Raw genomic sequence first — 14,719 nt, 5'->3', positions numbered from 1 at the left:
GCACCCCGGCTATTCCCTTGCAATCACCACCGACAAATCGACGAAGGACTAACTCGATGAAGCACGCTTCCCTGGGCGCTCTGGAGGTGTCCAGGATCGGTCTGGGCGCCATGACCATGGCCGGTACCTACACCTCCGGCGGAGCCCTGGACGACGACGAGTCGATCCGCACCATCCACCGTGCGTTGGAGCTGGGTGTCACCCACATCGACACCGCCGAGATCTACGGTCCATTCCACAGCGAGGAGGTCGTCGGCCGCGCCATCGCCGGGCGACGCGACGAGGTCGTCGTCGCCACCAAGTTCGGCCTGGTCTCACATTCCGGTGGCGGGCCCGGCATCGTCGACAGCAGCGCCGCGAACGTGAAGGCCGCGGTCGAAGGTTCGCTGCGGCGGCTGGGCACCGACCGGATCGACCTCTACTACCAGCATCGCGTGGACCCCGGCACTCCTCTCGAGGAGACAGTCGGCGCGCTCGCCGAACTGGTTGCCGAGGGCAAGGTCCTGCACATCGGGCTGTCGGAGGCCGCCCCGGAGACGATCCGCCGCGCCCACGCGGTGCATCCGCTGGCGGCGCTGCAGACCGAGTACTCACTGTGGACCCGCGACCCCGAGGACGAGCTGCTTCCGCTGCTGCGCAGCCTCGGCATCGGGTTCGTGCCCTACTCCCCGCTCGGGCACGGATTCCTCACCGGCAAGCTCCGTTCGCCCGCCGACATTCCCGACGACGACTGGCGCAAGACCAACCCGCGGTTCGTCGGGGAGGCCTTCACCCGGAACCTGCGCCTGGTGGATGAGGTCCGGGCGGTGGCAGCCGAGGCCGGTGCCACCCCCGCGCAGGTCGCACTCGCCTGGCTGCTGGCCCAAGGCAGCGACATCGCCCCCATCCCCGGCACCCGCCGCGTCGCCCGCGTCGAGGAGAACACCGCCGCCGACGCCGTCGTGCTCACCACCGACCAGCTCGCGCGCCTGGACCGGCTCACACCAGCCGTCGGGGCCCGCCACGACGAAGCGAACATGGCCAGCATCGACCGCTGACGGGCCCTCGCCTCACGTGATCCCCGGTCGAGAGCCGGCCGGGGTCGCCCCGACGGAGTGGACTCAGGCCGAACCCACCGTGCGGGGGCTTGTAAAAGAGCAGGATCGGATACCGGCGCTGCGGGTCACGGCGTTCGAGGGCTTGGCCGGTCAGGCGACGGCCCATCGTCGCTAGGAAACGGCGACGTTCCGCGGGCAGCACCGACATGTCCACGGTGTCCACGCCCAGTCCGCGCAGGAATCCAAGCTTGTCGACCTCGGCCTTCACCGCCGGTGCGGACGCCTCCACCGGGCCGGTCGACAGCCACCGCAACCGCGACATCCCGAGGGACGAGTCGACCACCAGCAGCGCATCCAGCTGCGTGCACCGCTGCGGCGTGAATTCATGGGCGAGCCGGTCGTAGGTCTCGGCCTGGGCCTGCGCGCGAGCGTGCGCCACCCGTTCCACGAGCGTGACGGGGCCCGGCCGGATCACCCGCGCCGAGATCACATACTCGCACGCCAGCCGGAACAGCAGCGTCGGCGAATCGTGCTCCATTGCCCGCGCCAGCAGGAACTCGTCCAGCTCCTTCAACGCCATCGGCCCGGTCGGCCGCCAGCCCAGATACTGGGCCACCAGCCGCACATGCTCGCTGCGGGTCTGCGCCCGGCGGCCGTACGAACGAAGCTGCGCCACACCGACATTCAGTTGTTCCGCCAAAAGCGCCACCGCCACCGGCGGCGCAGAGGCAACCTTGTCCGGAACGAATCCCAGCCACGGCAGGCTGCACAGAATCACCGCCAGCCCCAGGCGCACACCCGCCCCGCGTCCCTGCGGCGCGACGAACGCCAAATCCGCCGGGGTGAGGGTGAAGTACCGGAACAACTCCTCGCAACTGATCTCCGGGAACTCCCGAAGACGCTGCAACTCCTCGTCCGCGAATACCCGCGTCACCACGAACCTCAGCCTCCGGCACGCCAACCAACCTCATCGGCAGCGAAGCCAAGCACCAACCAGCCCACCCCGCATCCGGAACCGTCGAATCACCCTCTACCAGGACGCATCTCGAACTTCGTTGGATTTTCGGCGATTACTACAGGAACCCCGATACAGCGATGTCGAGCGGAGGAGATCGGCGAAGCCGTCCCCGTCGAACCACTGAACAGTCGGTACCACCGCACGATCGTCGGGCCGAAGAAGCTCCCCGGGTCTTGTACCAGGCCCCAGCCCCTCGTTCGTCATCCGCACCTCGTCCTCGACGGACACCCGGTAGTACGCCCTATTCCGGTGCCTGGAAGCCGCCGATCTTCTGCTCGAGCAGTTCGGCCAGCCGCAGCGGGGTGCGGTCCTCGAACATCGGACCAATCAGCTGCGCTCCCACCGGCAGACCTTCAGGGGACCGGCCCGCAGGTATGGCGGTGGCAGGCAGGCCGGGCATGGTCGCCAGACCGGCCCAGACGAGCTGGTCGAAGTACGGGTAGGCGACGCCGTCGATATCGATCCGGCGTTCCAGCGGATCGGGGTTGTGGTCGTGGGGGAACGCGGGTGTCGGCGTGATCGGACACACCACGGCATCGAACTCGGCGAACAGCTGCCGCCAGCCGCGACGGTGGAGCTCTCGACGGTTGTTCACCTCTATCCAATCGCGGTGGCTCAACACCATCCCGCGCAGCCGCGCCGCGTCGAGACTCTGGTCGTCTGCGCTCAGTCCGGCGGCGCGGCCTGCAGCTGCTCGTCCGCTTCGACGGGAAAACGTGCAACGGAGCCCGAAAACTGCAACTGCGTGTAAAGCATGGCGGCTTCGGTCAGATCGGGCAGCAGCGGACTGCGCCGTTCGACGTAGGCGCCGCCGCCGACGAGCGCGTCGGCCACCCGGTTCACGCCCGCCCGCACGGCGGACCCGGTCGCAATGAGCGGATGCTGGTCGAGGACCAAGACCCGGAAGTCGGCCAGCCGCTCGTGGCGCGCGCGCGGCAGCGTCAAGTCGTACGCGACGCCGTGCGTCAGCGGGTCCGGTCCGGCCATCACGTCGAGCAGGAGCGTGAGGTCGCGGGCGGAGCGCGCCATCGGACCGACGACGGCGAGATCGAGATCGACCGGCAAGGCCGGCGCAGGCGGCGCGACCATACCGCGGTTCGCCACCAGCCCGAGTGTCGGCTTATGTGCGTAGACGCCGCAGAAATGCGCGGGGGTGCGCAGCGAACCGCCGAGGTCGGAGCCGATGGACAGCGCGCCGAATCCAGACGCCAGGGCCGCGGCTGATCCGCCGGAGGATCCACCCGGCGTGCGAGTGTGATCCCACGGGTTGTTGGTGGTGCCGTAGATCTCGTTGAAGCTCTGTATATCTTGCAGCCCCAACGGCACGTTCGTCTTTCCGAGCACGACCGCGCCGGCGGCCTTCAGCCGCGACACCTGTACCGCGTCCTCGGCCGGTACATAATTCTTGTACTGCGGCATGCCCCAGGTCGTGGGCAGCCCGGCGATGTTGTAGCACTCCTTGACCGTCACCGGAATACCGAGCAGCGGCCGATCCTCGCCGCGGGCGCGCGCCTGGTCGGCAGCGCGTGCGGCGGCCCGCGCACGGTCGAAGTCCGGCACACAGATCGCGTTGATCACCTTGTCGTCGCGCTCGATACGGGCGATCGCCTCATCGGTCAGTTCCACCGAGGTCACCGCACCGACACGCAAGGCAGCCGCGATTTCTTCGGCCGACTGAAAATTCCACTCCATGAATCCGACGCTATTGGCCTGCCGCAGAGGACATAAAATGCCGCTTCGCACAACGAGAAAGTCGAACGGACAACCTGCATTGGTGAAGTTACGCACTCGTTCTGCCATCGAGGCAGGTCACAGCGTCGGCACTGGGCCAACTCCCCTAGCACAGGACATGAAATGCCGTTTCGCACAACGGGATAGATGTCTCAATGCTCATCATGTTCCTCTCCGGCCACAGACTATTCACCCGACCGCTGGCCATGGCGACGCGCGGCGGGATCGGAAAGTCATGCCGGAACCGAATCACTGAAATCTTGCCGCGGTAGATCGTCCGAGCCATCCCGATGTACGTCGACGTGTTGCGGTCCTCGACGGCGGCATCGGCGGGGTGCGGGATTCCAAGAACCCAATCGGACCTGCCTTGGCCTTCACCAGCAGCGAATGGTGTGAATTCTCCGCTGGCGCTACCAGCGGTGAATTCAATTTTTAGCTGAATCCCTTTGGAGCAGAAAGCAGTTCAGCGGAACTGCGGCTACCACCTCAGTTGAGGTGAACAGGGAACGAGGCCAGGTCATTCTGGGTGAGCACCGGGAGGTTGCGGATTTCCTCGACCGGCACCGCGAGGCGGAGATTGGGGAAGCGGTCGAACAGTGCGGGTAGGCCGGTTCCGGCTTCAAGTCGGGCTAGGGCGGCGCCGGGGCAGATGTGGGGGCCGTAGCCGAAGGCTATGTGGCGGTTGGCGGTTGGGCGGGTGATGTCGAAGTCATCGGCGTCGGTGCCGTGCAGTGCGGTGTCTCTGCCGATTGCTCGATAGGACATGACCACTCCTTCGCCCTTCTCGATCACAGTGTCGCCGATGGTGATGTCTTCGGTGGCGAATCGCATCAGCAGATGGGTGAGGGGGCTGTCCCAGCGCAGAGTTTCCTCCACCGCCATTTTCCACTCGAATTCGCCGCTGCGGATTCTGCTCAGCTGGTCGGGCTGGCGCAGGAGTGCGCGCACGGCGTTGAGGATGAGGCCGACGGTTGTTTCGTGCCCGGCCGCGACCAGTGCCTTGAGGTTGCCCACGACCTCTTCTTCGGTCAGCGGTTCACCACCCTCGTCGGTGGCGAGAATGAGGGCGGTGGTGAGATCGTCGGTCGGGTTGGCGGTCTTCTTCCGGACCAAATCCGTGAAGTAGACGTCCAAGTCGTTGATCACCTGTAGCCGCTCGTCTTGCGGGGTGAGCAGCGAGAAGAATGCCTTGTACCAGGTGAGCAGCATCGGATGATCGACGCGGTCCACGCCCATCAGCTCGCTGATGACCCGCATCGGCAGCGGGTAGGCGAATACCGATTTGAGGTCGACGACCGCGCCGTCGCCGCCGGCCTCTTCGAGGTCATCGAGGAGTTCAGCGGTGAGCCGTTCGACCACGGGACGCAGCGCATCCAGTCGACGCGGTGTCAGCGCCTGGGTGGTTTTGATCCGCAGCCGCCGGTGTTCGGCGCCGTCGACAGTGAACATGGAACGGCCGGCGTCGATCATGCCGATCAGCGGCCATTGGCGAGTCACCACTCCGGATGTCCACAGCGACCAGCCGCTGATGTCTTTGATCAGCCTCGGGTCGGTGAGCAGTTGCCTGGCGAGTGCGTGATCGGTGACGGTCCAGGCGGGTGCGCCGAGCAGGTCGATGCGCGCGAGCGGGCCCGCGGCACGCAGGCGGGTGGTCTCCCCTGCGAGATCACCGACCATCGGGTCGATGGTGATGGTCTCGGCGTACGGGCATTCTTGGCTCACGACTGCACCACGCTGACGCTCGGTTCCGTCGTGCGCCAAGCGCACTGTGTTGATGATTCGCTCGCAAGCTCTCTCATGGTCTACCTCCGACGGCGCGAACTGGGGTGAAACGGACGGGCAAGGAAGTCATGCCGCGCAGGAAGGCCGATTGCCGTCGGACCAGGTTTTGCGGGCGTATTGCCAGATCGAGATCGGGCAGGCGGTCGAGGAGCACCTCGATGCCGGTGCTCGCGATGATCTCCGCGGCTTGCTGCGCCGGGAACGGGCAGCGGTACTCGCCATAGCTGAAGGCGAAGTGCGCGCTGTTGCCGGAGTGTGCCGGTTCGGCGCCGTCGTTGACATGTTGGCGCACATGCGGATCCGCATTGGCGGCCGCGAGGCCGAGCAGCAGCATGTCCCCTGCCCTGACGATTTTATCGCCGAGGCGGGTGTCGCGGGCCGCCCAGCGACCGGCGAGGATCTGCGTCGGGGTGTCTTCCCACAGCACTTCGTTCATCGCCTGCGCCACGCTGGATCGCGCGCCGCCGAGCGCCGCGGCGAACCGGTCGTCGGTGAGCATCAGCCGCACCGAGTTCCCGATCCAGTCCGCAGTCGGCAGATGGCCCGCGGCGGTGATCGCCATCAGGTCCATCGTGTACTCCTGATCGGTGAACGGCTCCGGGTGCTCGAGCATCCGCGACACCAGATCCGCGCCCGGCCGAGCTTTCTTGACCGCCAACAGGTGCTGCATGTGCTCACCGAAACGCGCGTAGGCCGACTGGGCGTCGGCGCCGCCGTCGGCCAGTGCCTTCATCGTCCACGCGAGCCGTGGTCCATCCTCGTCGGGGAACCCGAGGATCGCGGCCAGGGCCAGCACCGGCAGCGGCTCGGCGAAATCGGCGACCAGGTCGGCCTCGCCCCGCCCGCAGAAGGTGTCGATCAGCCCGTCGGCCAATTCCTCACAGGTGCGCCGCAATTCGAAGAGGTCCACCGCTTCCAGCGCGGGCTCCACCATCTTCACGTGCCTGCGATGCTCGGCGCCCGCGGTGAAATAGATCGACGGCATCGGCCGCCCGACCATCGGAAGCAGCGGCCAGTCCTCGGGAATGTTGGGCCACTGGTTCCACAATCCGACATCACGAGGAAACAGGTCCGGATCACTGGTGACCTGATGCAGTTCGCGGTAGCCGATGACCAGCCATGCCGGGACGCCGCCGGGCAGCTCAACGGCGACCACCGGTCCGTGCGTGCGCCGCATCTCGTTGTAGAGATGGTGCGGATCGGTGTGGAAACGCGGACCACTCAGCGGCACGACTCCGGAATCCGGGTGTACCGGGCAGGCGCCGGCCGACGCGAGGTTGGGCGTGGTCATGAGGCGGTCTCCGTGGTGGCGAGGAGAGTGAGGTGCTCGACGAGGGTGATCAGGACCCATTTGCAGGATTCGCGAGACCTGGCGTCGCAGTCGACGAGGGGTACGCGCGCATCGAGATCCAGGGCGTCGCGGACCTCATCGGGTCGTGGCGGCGCATCGAAGTTGTTGCACGCCACGATGAATGGGGTCCGCTGGTGTTCGAGTCGGTCGATCGCGTACCAGGAGTCGGCGATCCGGCGCTGGTCGACGAGCACGATCGCGCCGAGCGCGCCGGTGAACAGGCGGTCCCACAGGAACCAGAACCGTTCCTGCCCGGGTGCGCCGAACAGATAGACCACGTTCTCGGCGTCGATGCTGATCCGCCCGAAATCGAAGGCGACGGTCGTGGTCGATTTGCCCGGCGCGCCGGTTGGATCATCGATCCCGAAACCCGCCTGGGTCATAGTCGCCTCGGTATCGAGCGGGCGGATTTCACTGACTGAGCGAACGAGGGTGGTCTTGCCGACACCGAAACCACCCACGATGACGATCTTCAGTCCGTGGCGGGTGGTATCGTGCAGCGGTGCGTCGGCGCGCGCGGGCCGAGCGTCAGAGGTTGCGGAGTCCAACGAGCACCTTCTCGAGGGTGGTGGTGTCGGGCAGCGAATTCCACGGCGCGCCAGGGGCTGTGGGACCGGTTTGCGGGTGACGCACGGTGATTTTGCCTGCGTGCAACAGGTCCGAGAGCAGGATCGTGGCGATGCCGACCGGAATCCGCAGTTCTGCCGCGATTTCGACGACGGCGGTCGGAGCCCGGCATATCCCCAGGATCGCCACGTGCTCGGACTGCATGCCCGGTGTCGGAGCGCACTCGCTGACCACCAGGGTGACCAAATCGAAGCTGTCGGAGTCCGGTGTGCTCCGGCCCCCCGTCAGCGTGTAGAGCCGATCGGGGTCGTCGTCGCGGCCTGGCCTGTTCATGACACACTCGCTCCCCCGACGCGCGACGCGGCCGCTAGACGATCGCCGAGCTGTTCCACCAGCAACCGCATGTTGTGGCCGACCAGGCCCGCGTCCGCGTCCTCGGCGGCCACCACCGCGACGTGGGCGCCCAGACCGGCCTCGACGATGAACAGGATGCCGCCGTAGAACTCCGTCATCGACTGACGCACTCCGCTGCGGCCGTCACCGAACTCGACCGAAGCGCCGTGGGAGAGGCTTTGGATGCCCGCGGCGATGGCGGCCAGCTGATCGGCCCTGTCGATGGTGAGTTCCGGTGTGTGGCAAATCTTCAGCCCATCGCTGGAGAGCAGTAGGGCGTGCCTAGTGCGCGGGGTTCGGGACAGTAGTTGCGCCAACAGCCAATCCAGCTGCGACGGCTCAGATGTTTTCATCGATCGTTCTCCACGGAATCGGAAGGGGAAGGTGTTGCGGCACTGTCGATGTTGCGTCCGGCCACCGCGCGTTGGAACGCACCGAGGGATGCGGACCTCGACGGCGGCGGTGTCGCAGTCTCCGCGCCGAGCCTGGGAGTTGACAGGCCATCGGGATGGACCGCGGCGAGCGTGCTGCCGCGGCGTCGTTTCGGCAGCTGCGAGTCGTTGATGACGGGCGCGCTCACCGGTTGTGGCGCGGCGACGGCGGGCAGGGTGAGGGTGGCGGTCGCTCCGGGTGAGCGGTCCACCCGAGCGGTGAGATCGCGCGGGACGACCACGACCACCGCTGTCCCGCCGATGGCGGAGGGCCGGTAGGACACCGTGAGGCCGTGCTTGCGCGCGAGATGTCCCACCACCGCGAGGCCGAGGCGGGTGCCACTCAGCGACGACAGGTCCGAGGCGGACACGTTGCCGCGGTTGTCCGAACCCGACACCGCGAGCTCGGCGCGTCGCAGCGCCGATTCGCTCATCACCAGTCCGCTGTCCTCGATGGTGACCACCACTCCGGCGGGTACCTCGGCGGCATAGACGTGCACCTCGGTGGTGGGCGGGGAGAAATTGCAGGCGTTGTCGAGCAGTTCCGCCAACGCGTGCATGACACCTTCGGCCGCGTGTCCGGCGACGGCGATGTCGGCGACGGCGCGCAGTCGTACCCGCTGATAGCCCGCGACGCGGCCCATCGCACCACGCAGGATCGACTCCATCACAATGGGTTTTGCCCACCGGCGCCCGGACCGGGCCCCGCTGAGCACGGCGATGCTGTCGGCGAGGCGGCCCGCCTGCGCGGTGCGATGATCCAGCAGCAACAGATCGGCCAGCACTTGCGGGTCGCCGTGCCGATGTTCCATCTCCCGCAGTTCCGCCAGCATGCTGGTGCTCATCGCCTGCATACGGCCCGCTGCGCCCGCGAAGGCCGCCATCGCCGCGACCCGACGGCTTTCGCTGTACTTCGATTCTTGCGCGTAATCGGCCGCAGCCTCGTGCGCGGCCGCGATTCGGGCCTCCGCGTCGGCGGCGGAGGCCGTAGCGATCGCGGCGGTCTGCCGAGCCTGCGCGGCTTTCGCACGGTAGTAGACGGTCGTAGTGACCGTGATGGACAGAGCAACCGCCGCTATGGTGGCGCCGACTTCCAGCGCGAGGCGGAAGTCAGCGGGTGCACTGAACACCGCGACCACCACGACTGCCGCGGTGACGACGATACAAATCGCCAGCGCCAGCGACGCCTGGCGTACACCCCGAACGGCGCGTTCCCGATGTTCGCCCTGCGGCGGGTTCGATGACTGTGACAAGTTCCGCACTTCCGCACTAGCTTTCGCCAAGGGAAATGCCCCAGCCCCCTGGCCCCTCCTGCTTGTCGGCGCTGACCAAACATACTGGCCAACAGGCAGTTCCATATGTCGGCACGAGCATAGCGGGCACACCAGTTGGCCGCTACCTGAGCGTGATGTTCGCGGCTTGCGCGGTCGGCGGACCTGCCCGCATCGAGGTGTGTGCACCAAGATCCGTTGTGGCGCAATATATTCAGATCACACTGGTGCGTATCGGTCACCTTGCGTGATACCCATCCCACATGCACTGTGCCAGCACGGCGTGGATGTATTACATTGTGCTACTTGGTCTTTCAACTACCCCCTGCTGCCGCATACCGTAATGCAGACGTGTTCAGAACACCTCCCGAACTCATGGGCGATTCGTTACCGGCGGCCGTGGAGGTTGGCGGAACCGTTCGGCCGCCCGCTGGCGCCCGGACCCCGCAACCATCGGCGCAGGGGATCGTGAGCCGACCATCTGGGAGCAGCTCATCGTCGCGGGTTCGGCGCAAAAGCCCTAGGTACGCACGGTGCTCGCCGAGAACGAGTCGGCGAGCTGCGCGGCACGGTCGAGGCCACGAAAGGTACGCGACAGGGACAGCGCAGCAGGGCGTTCAGCGGTGAGAGCCGACATCAATCCTGAATTCGACGCCACGGGCGTTCGGCTTCCAGGGCGAATGCCAGCTCCAGCAGGGTGCGCTCATCCCCATAGGCCGCCGAGAACTGCATTCCGATCGGCAGACCTTCGGTCGAGGCACCCAGTGGCAGTGAGATCGCGGGCGTGCCAGCGACATTGTTCAGCGGTGTGAAGGCGACCCAGGAGAACAGTCGGGCGAACAGTTCGTCGAACGGGACCGTCGGGTGCAGGTGGCCGAGTTTCGGGGTGACGTGCGCCAATACCGGTGACAGCACGACTTCGTGTCGACGGAACATCGCGGCGTAGGGGCGGTGCATCTGCGACAGCCGGTAGAGGATGGCGGGTGTTCTCGGCGCGGCGCGCTGATACCGGGGAACGAGCCCGCGGGTGAGCCCGTTCAGCTTGCTCCGGTCGAAATCCCGGTCCAGTGTCAGCTTTCCGGTGGCGCCGAGGAGGAAGGCCAGCATGGCCCAGTAGTCGGCGAAGTCGTCTACGAAGCGCTGGTCGACCGGAATGGCGATCGGCTCCACCTCATGTCCCAGCTTCTCCAGCCGCAGCACGGTCTCCTCGAGGACGGCACGTGTCCGCGGGCACGTCGGCGAACCTGTGATGGAGTCGGTGAGCAGACCGATCCGCAGCCGTCGCTTGGCCGGACCCTCGACCAACCCCACCGGCGGCAGCTTCGGATTGCGCCAATACTGTTCGGCCGCAGCGAAATACGCCGCGGTGTCGCGCACCGACCGGGTGAGCACGCCTTCGGAGATCAGGTTGATCGGCATCGATCGCGCCTGCGGGCCCCCGACATGCCGACCGCGACTAGGCTTCAGTCCGACCAATCCGCAACAGGCTGCAGGGATTCGGATCGACCCACCGCCGTCATTGCCGTGCGCGATCGGCACCACGCCCGCGGCCACCAGCGCGGCCGCGCCGCCCGACGACCCACCGGCGGAATAGTCTGTGTGCCATGGGTTGCGCGTCGGTTCGGCATCGACGAACTCGGTGCTGGCCGTCAAACCGAACTCGGGCAGCCTGCTCTTGCCCAACACCGTCATCCCGGTACTGAGGAACTGCTCGGTGAACGGTGAATGCTTGCGCGCAGGCTTCGCCACGAACGCCGCGGTGCCATGGTTGGTCGGCATCCCGCGCACATCGGTGTTGTCTTTGACATACGTCGGCACCGCGAACAGCGGCGCGTCCGCGTCGGTGCCGAACAACACCGGGTCCGCGTCGACCACAATCCCCCGCACCACCGGCTCGACCTGGGCCGCCCGAGCCTGCGCCGCCTCGGCCACCTCGGTCGCGCTGACCTCACCCCGCCGCACCAGATCCGCGATGCCAACCCCGTCGTGCTCGCCGAGCGCATCGTCGGTGAAGGCGTGAAGCTTCTGGCTCGGCATCCGGGCTCCTCCGTCGATGATGGTGCGCTACAGATTCACCTGCGTCGCCCCGCCCTCTCCGCCACGGTAGCCAAGCTTGTCATCGGGAGCCAGCACGGCTCGGGTCGACATGTCGGCGGGCCATGTCGACGAAGACGTCAACGATCGGAGTTGCGGTACGCCACACCAGTACGTACGGGACCGATGACGGGTCGGGATCAGGCGATGTTGTTCGCGAGCATCCCCACCGAGCGCGTCGACCGGATCTACAGATCGAGACTTCGCTCAGCGGCGCCGCAGCTCGAAGATCCTGAATTGGCGCCCACCCGAGAGTTCGTGTTCCATCTCGTAACCGGGCCAGAATTCGACCGCGAGGTCCCAGGCGCGTTTGCGTTCCACGCCGGTGATTTCGGTGACGGTGACCTCGAGCTGTTCGGACTTGGTTCGGATGGTGGCGGTGCCGGCGGCGCGGAGGTTGGCCGACCAGACAGGATTCTTGGCGCGGCCCCAATTAGAGCCGAGGACCAGGAAGTTGTCACCCTGCGGGACGTACAGCAGTGAGGTGGTACGTGGCAGTCCGGTCTTGCGGCCGGCGACGGTGATCTCGATCGACGGCAGACCCGCCACATCCAGAATGCCGCGCTTACCGCCGCTCACGCGCCGCACCAGTCGTTCCAGCCACAGCACTACCGGCGCCATGTGCATAACCCAGCGCTGCGCGGCGAGGCGCCGAGCGACAGCGGGCAGTGGATTGGACACCATACATAAATGCTTACAGAAGTCGGTACCGATCGAACGAACCAGAACGTCGGTCGCTAAGTCGTCGCGGGCGGGCGGTTGACAGCCAATTCTGGCAGCGGGTCCCGATACGGTTCGATCTCGACCAGGGCTAGCTGCCCTGTGCAGCCTTGGCTGAGGGATGAGGTGCCACGGTCCGCCGTGAGGACGTTCGGGTTGCCGTGGCGGCAGAAGGTGGGGTCGGTCGGGTCCGGGTCATACCAGGCGCCGGTCGAGAGTTGAGCGATGCCCGCGCATACGGCGTCGTCGACGACGAGGCCCGCCAGGCAGCCGCCGCGGTTATTGAAGATTCGGACGATATCGCCGTCCTGTAGGCCGCGCGCGCTCGCCTCGTCGGGATGCAGTCGAACCGGTTCTCGCCCAACGATTTTCGTCGATTGACTGTGGGCGCCGATATCGAGTTGGCTGTGTAGTTTGGTGCGTGGCTGGTTGGCGATCAGTTGCAGCGGGAAGTGCTGTGCCGCGGGGCCGCCGAGCCATTCCTCGGGTTCGATCCAGACGGGGTGGCCGGGGCAGTCGGGGTAGCCGAAACCATCGATGGTTTCGGAGAAGATCTCGATTTTGCCGCTGGGTGTGGTGAGCGGGAAGTGCTCCGGGTCGGCGCGGAAGTCCGCCAGCAGCACCTGCTCTGGGTCGGGCACCGGGAGTTCGATGTTCTCGCTGTCCCAGAATGCGTCGAAGTCCGGCAGATCTTCGCTGAGGCGCGAACGCCACTGCTGATAGAGGTGCCGCAGCCACTCGCCGGCGGTGCGGCCCTCGGTGAATTCCTTTCCGACGCCGATCCTTTCGGCCAGCTCAGCGAAGATCGCGTAGTCGTCGCGCGCCTGTCCGTAGGGCTGCGTCAGCGCCTTCATCGGGAAGAAGACGCGGTCGTTGCGCCCGGCGCCATAATCGTCGCGCTCGATGGACATGGTCGCCGGGAGGACGATGTCGGCGTGCCGGGCGGTCGCGGTCCAGAATGAATCGTGCACGACCACGGTCTCCGGGCGGGTGAACGCCGTCCGCAATCTGGCCAGATCCTGGTGGTGGTGAAATGGATTCCCGCCGCACCAGTACACGAGCTTTATGTCCGGGTAGACCAGCCGACTGCCGTCGTAGTCGAAGCCGGCGCCGGGATTCAGCAGCATGTCGGCGACCCGGGCGACGGGAATGAACATGTCGACACCGTTGCTGCCCTGCGGCAGCTTCGGGACCGAATGCCCACGCGCGGGCTCGCCCACGTGTGCGGTCGATCCGTAACCGTGGCCGAATCCCCCACCGGGCAGGCCGATCTGACCGAGCATCGCCGCCAGCACCACGCCCAGCCACAGCGGCTGCTCGCCGTGCTCGGCCCGTTGCAGCGACCAACTGACGGTGAGTATCGTCCGTGCGGCGGCCATGTCGTGCGCCAACGTCCAGATCACGTCGGCGGGCACACCGGTGATCGGCGCCGCCCACTCGGGATCCTTCACGACACCATCGAACTCACCCCGCAGATAGTGGGCAAACCGGTCGTAACCCACGGTGTACCTGTCCAGGAATTCCTTGTCCGCCAGGCCATCCGCGTCCACAACCTGCGCCAACGCGAGCATCAGCGCAGTGTCGCTGCCCGGTCGTGGCGCGATCCATTCGGCTTCGGCCTCGGCGGGGATATCGTCACGCAGCGGGCTGATCGAGACGAACCGGCAGCCACGCGCGCGAGCCGCGCCGATCCAGGAACGGGTGTTGCGCCGAGACACTCCGCCCGGCGAGACCGCGGAGTTCTTCGGTGAGAGCCCGCCGAACGCGACCACCAATTCCGAATGCTCCGCAAGCACGCTCTTCGAGGTCGCATGGCCTTCTAGCACGCCCACATGCGCGATCACGTGCGGTAACAGCACACTCGACGCACCGAGGCTGTAGCTGTTCACATGCCGCACATAGCCGCCGAGGCAGTTCAGGAAGCGGTGCACCTGACTCTGCGCGTGATGGAACCGGCCGGCGCTCGCCCAGCCATACGAGCCGCCGTACACCGACTCCGCACCGTGCTCGCGATAGACCCGGCTCAGCTCGCCGGAGAGCAGTTCGAACGCGGTTTCCCACGACACCGGCACGAACGGCTCGTCCCCACGCCCAGCCCCGCCGGGTCCGCGATCCAGCCACGCCTTCCGTACATACGGCTGATCGATGCGAGTCGGATGGTGCTGCGCCGAGGCCACGTTGTCGATCAACGGCATCGGTTCAGGGTCTTCTCGCCACGCCCGCACCGAGGTCAACCGCTCACCGTCGCTGTCTGCCTCGAACACTCCCCAGTGCGTCAGATGCGTGGTCATGCATTCCACCGTAGCCCGTCCAGCCTCAGCATT

12 protein-coding genes and 2 pseudogenes are annotated in these 14,719 nt (G+C 66.6%); 2 read left to right on the top strand and 12 right to left on the bottom strand.

Annotated features, from left to right (window positions below; all coding sequences use genetic code 11):
* The first annotated feature begins 56 nt into the window (after positions 1-56).
* A complete protein-coding gene (locus tag ACV7NQ_RS40105; RefSeq protein ID WP_463364272.1) occupies positions 57-1,037 on the top strand; it encodes an aldo/keto reductase in 981 nt (326 codons plus the stop codon).
* 97 nt (positions 1,038-1,134) lie between these two features.
* On the opposite strand, the pseudogene ACV7NQ_RS40100 reads toward ACV7NQ_RS40105, so the two are convergent.
* From ACV7NQ_RS40100 to ACV7NQ_RS40090, 3 genes and pseudogenes are all read right to left on the bottom strand, one after another.
* Positions 1,135-1,974: pseudogene (locus ACV7NQ_RS40100) on the bottom strand (DUF4158 domain-containing protein); the annotation flags it as partial.
* A 322-nt stretch (positions 1,975-2,296) separates the two neighbouring features.
* Positions 2,297-2,680, bottom strand: coding sequence for an amidase family protein (locus ACV7NQ_RS40095; protein WP_463364271.1), 384 nt, complete (start codon positions 2,678-2,680; stop codon positions 2,297-2,299).
* Positions 2,681-2,721: 41 nt separating this feature from the next.
* The gene (locus tag ACV7NQ_RS40090; protein ID WP_463364270.1) at positions 2,722-3,747 is read right to left on the bottom strand and encodes an amidase; all 1,026 of its coding nucleotides are present in this window, start codon (positions 3,745-3,747) and stop codon (positions 2,722-2,724) included.
* A 355-nt stretch (positions 3,748-4,102) separates the two neighbouring features.
* Between ACV7NQ_RS40090 and ACV7NQ_RS40085 the strand changes: the two are divergent.
* Positions 4,103-4,222: pseudogene (locus tag ACV7NQ_RS40085) on the top strand (DUF397 domain-containing protein); the annotation flags it as partial.
* 50 nt (positions 4,223-4,272) lie between these two features.
* Here the strand turns inward: ACV7NQ_RS40085 and ACV7NQ_RS40080 are convergent.
* The 9 genes from ACV7NQ_RS40080 to ACV7NQ_RS40040 all read right to left on the bottom strand — a co-directional run bounded on the left by ACV7NQ_RS40080 (position 4,273) and on the right by ACV7NQ_RS40040 (position 14,686).
* Positions 4,273-5,508 carry a cytochrome P450 family protein gene (locus ACV7NQ_RS40080; protein WP_463364269.1) on the bottom strand — a complete coding sequence of 412 codons (1,236 nt, stop codon included), beginning with the start codon at positions 5,506-5,508 and terminating at the stop codon, positions 4,273-4,275.
* 73 nt (positions 5,509-5,581) lie between these two features.
* Positions 5,582-6,859 carry a cytochrome P450 family protein gene (locus ACV7NQ_RS40075; RefSeq protein WP_463364268.1) on the bottom strand — a complete coding sequence of 426 codons (1,278 nt, stop codon included), beginning with the start codon at positions 6,857-6,859 and terminating at the stop codon, positions 5,582-5,584.
* Positions 6,856-7,467, bottom strand: a complete 612-nt coding sequence (locus ACV7NQ_RS40070; RefSeq protein ID WP_463364267.1) for a GTP-binding protein — start codon at positions 7,465-7,467, stop codon at positions 6,856-6,858. The genes ACV7NQ_RS40075 and ACV7NQ_RS40070 overlap by 4 nt, the downstream gene beginning before the upstream one ends.
* Positions 7,448-7,819 (bottom strand): DUF742 domain-containing protein, encoded by a 372-nt coding sequence (locus ACV7NQ_RS40065; protein ID WP_463364266.1) that lies wholly within the window; start codon positions 7,817-7,819, stop codon positions 7,448-7,450. The genes ACV7NQ_RS40070 and ACV7NQ_RS40065 overlap by 20 nt, the downstream gene beginning before the upstream one ends.
* The gene (locus tag ACV7NQ_RS40060) at positions 7,816-8,232 is read right to left on the bottom strand and encodes a roadblock/LC7 domain-containing protein (protein ID WP_463364265.1); all 417 of its coding nucleotides are present in this window, start codon (positions 8,230-8,232) and stop codon (positions 7,816-7,818) included. The genes ACV7NQ_RS40065 and ACV7NQ_RS40060 overlap by 4 nt, the downstream gene beginning before the upstream one ends.
* Positions 8,229-9,563, bottom strand: coding sequence for a sensor histidine kinase (locus ACV7NQ_RS40055; protein ID WP_463364264.1), 1,335 nt, complete (start codon positions 9,561-9,563; stop codon positions 8,229-8,231). The genes ACV7NQ_RS40060 and ACV7NQ_RS40055 overlap by 4 nt, the downstream gene beginning before the upstream one ends.
* Positions 9,564-10,217: 654 nt before the next feature.
* Complete coding sequence (locus ACV7NQ_RS40050) at positions 10,218-11,618, bottom strand: amidase (RefSeq protein WP_463364263.1); 1,401 nt, start codon at positions 11,616-11,618, stop codon at positions 10,218-10,220.
* Positions 11,619-11,882: 264 nt separating this feature from the next.
* Positions 11,883-12,359 carry a nitroreductase family deazaflavin-dependent oxidoreductase gene (locus ACV7NQ_RS40045; RefSeq protein ID WP_463364262.1) on the bottom strand — a complete coding sequence of 159 codons (477 nt, stop codon included), beginning with the start codon at positions 12,357-12,359 and terminating at the stop codon, positions 11,883-11,885.
* Positions 12,360-12,412: 53 nt separating this feature from the next.
* Positions 12,413-14,686: a molybdopterin guanine dinucleotide-containing S/N-oxide reductase gene (locus ACV7NQ_RS40040; protein ID WP_463364261.1), complete on the bottom strand. Its 2,274-nt coding sequence runs from the start codon at positions 14,684-14,686 to the stop codon at positions 12,413-12,415.
* Positions 14,687-14,719 lie beyond the last annotated feature (33 nt).

It is taken from the genome of Nocardia sp. Tas62D01 (genome assembly GCF_055232035.1).
Note: the sequence above shows the minus strand (reverse complement) of the source record. Positions and strands in the feature narration are given on the sequence as shown.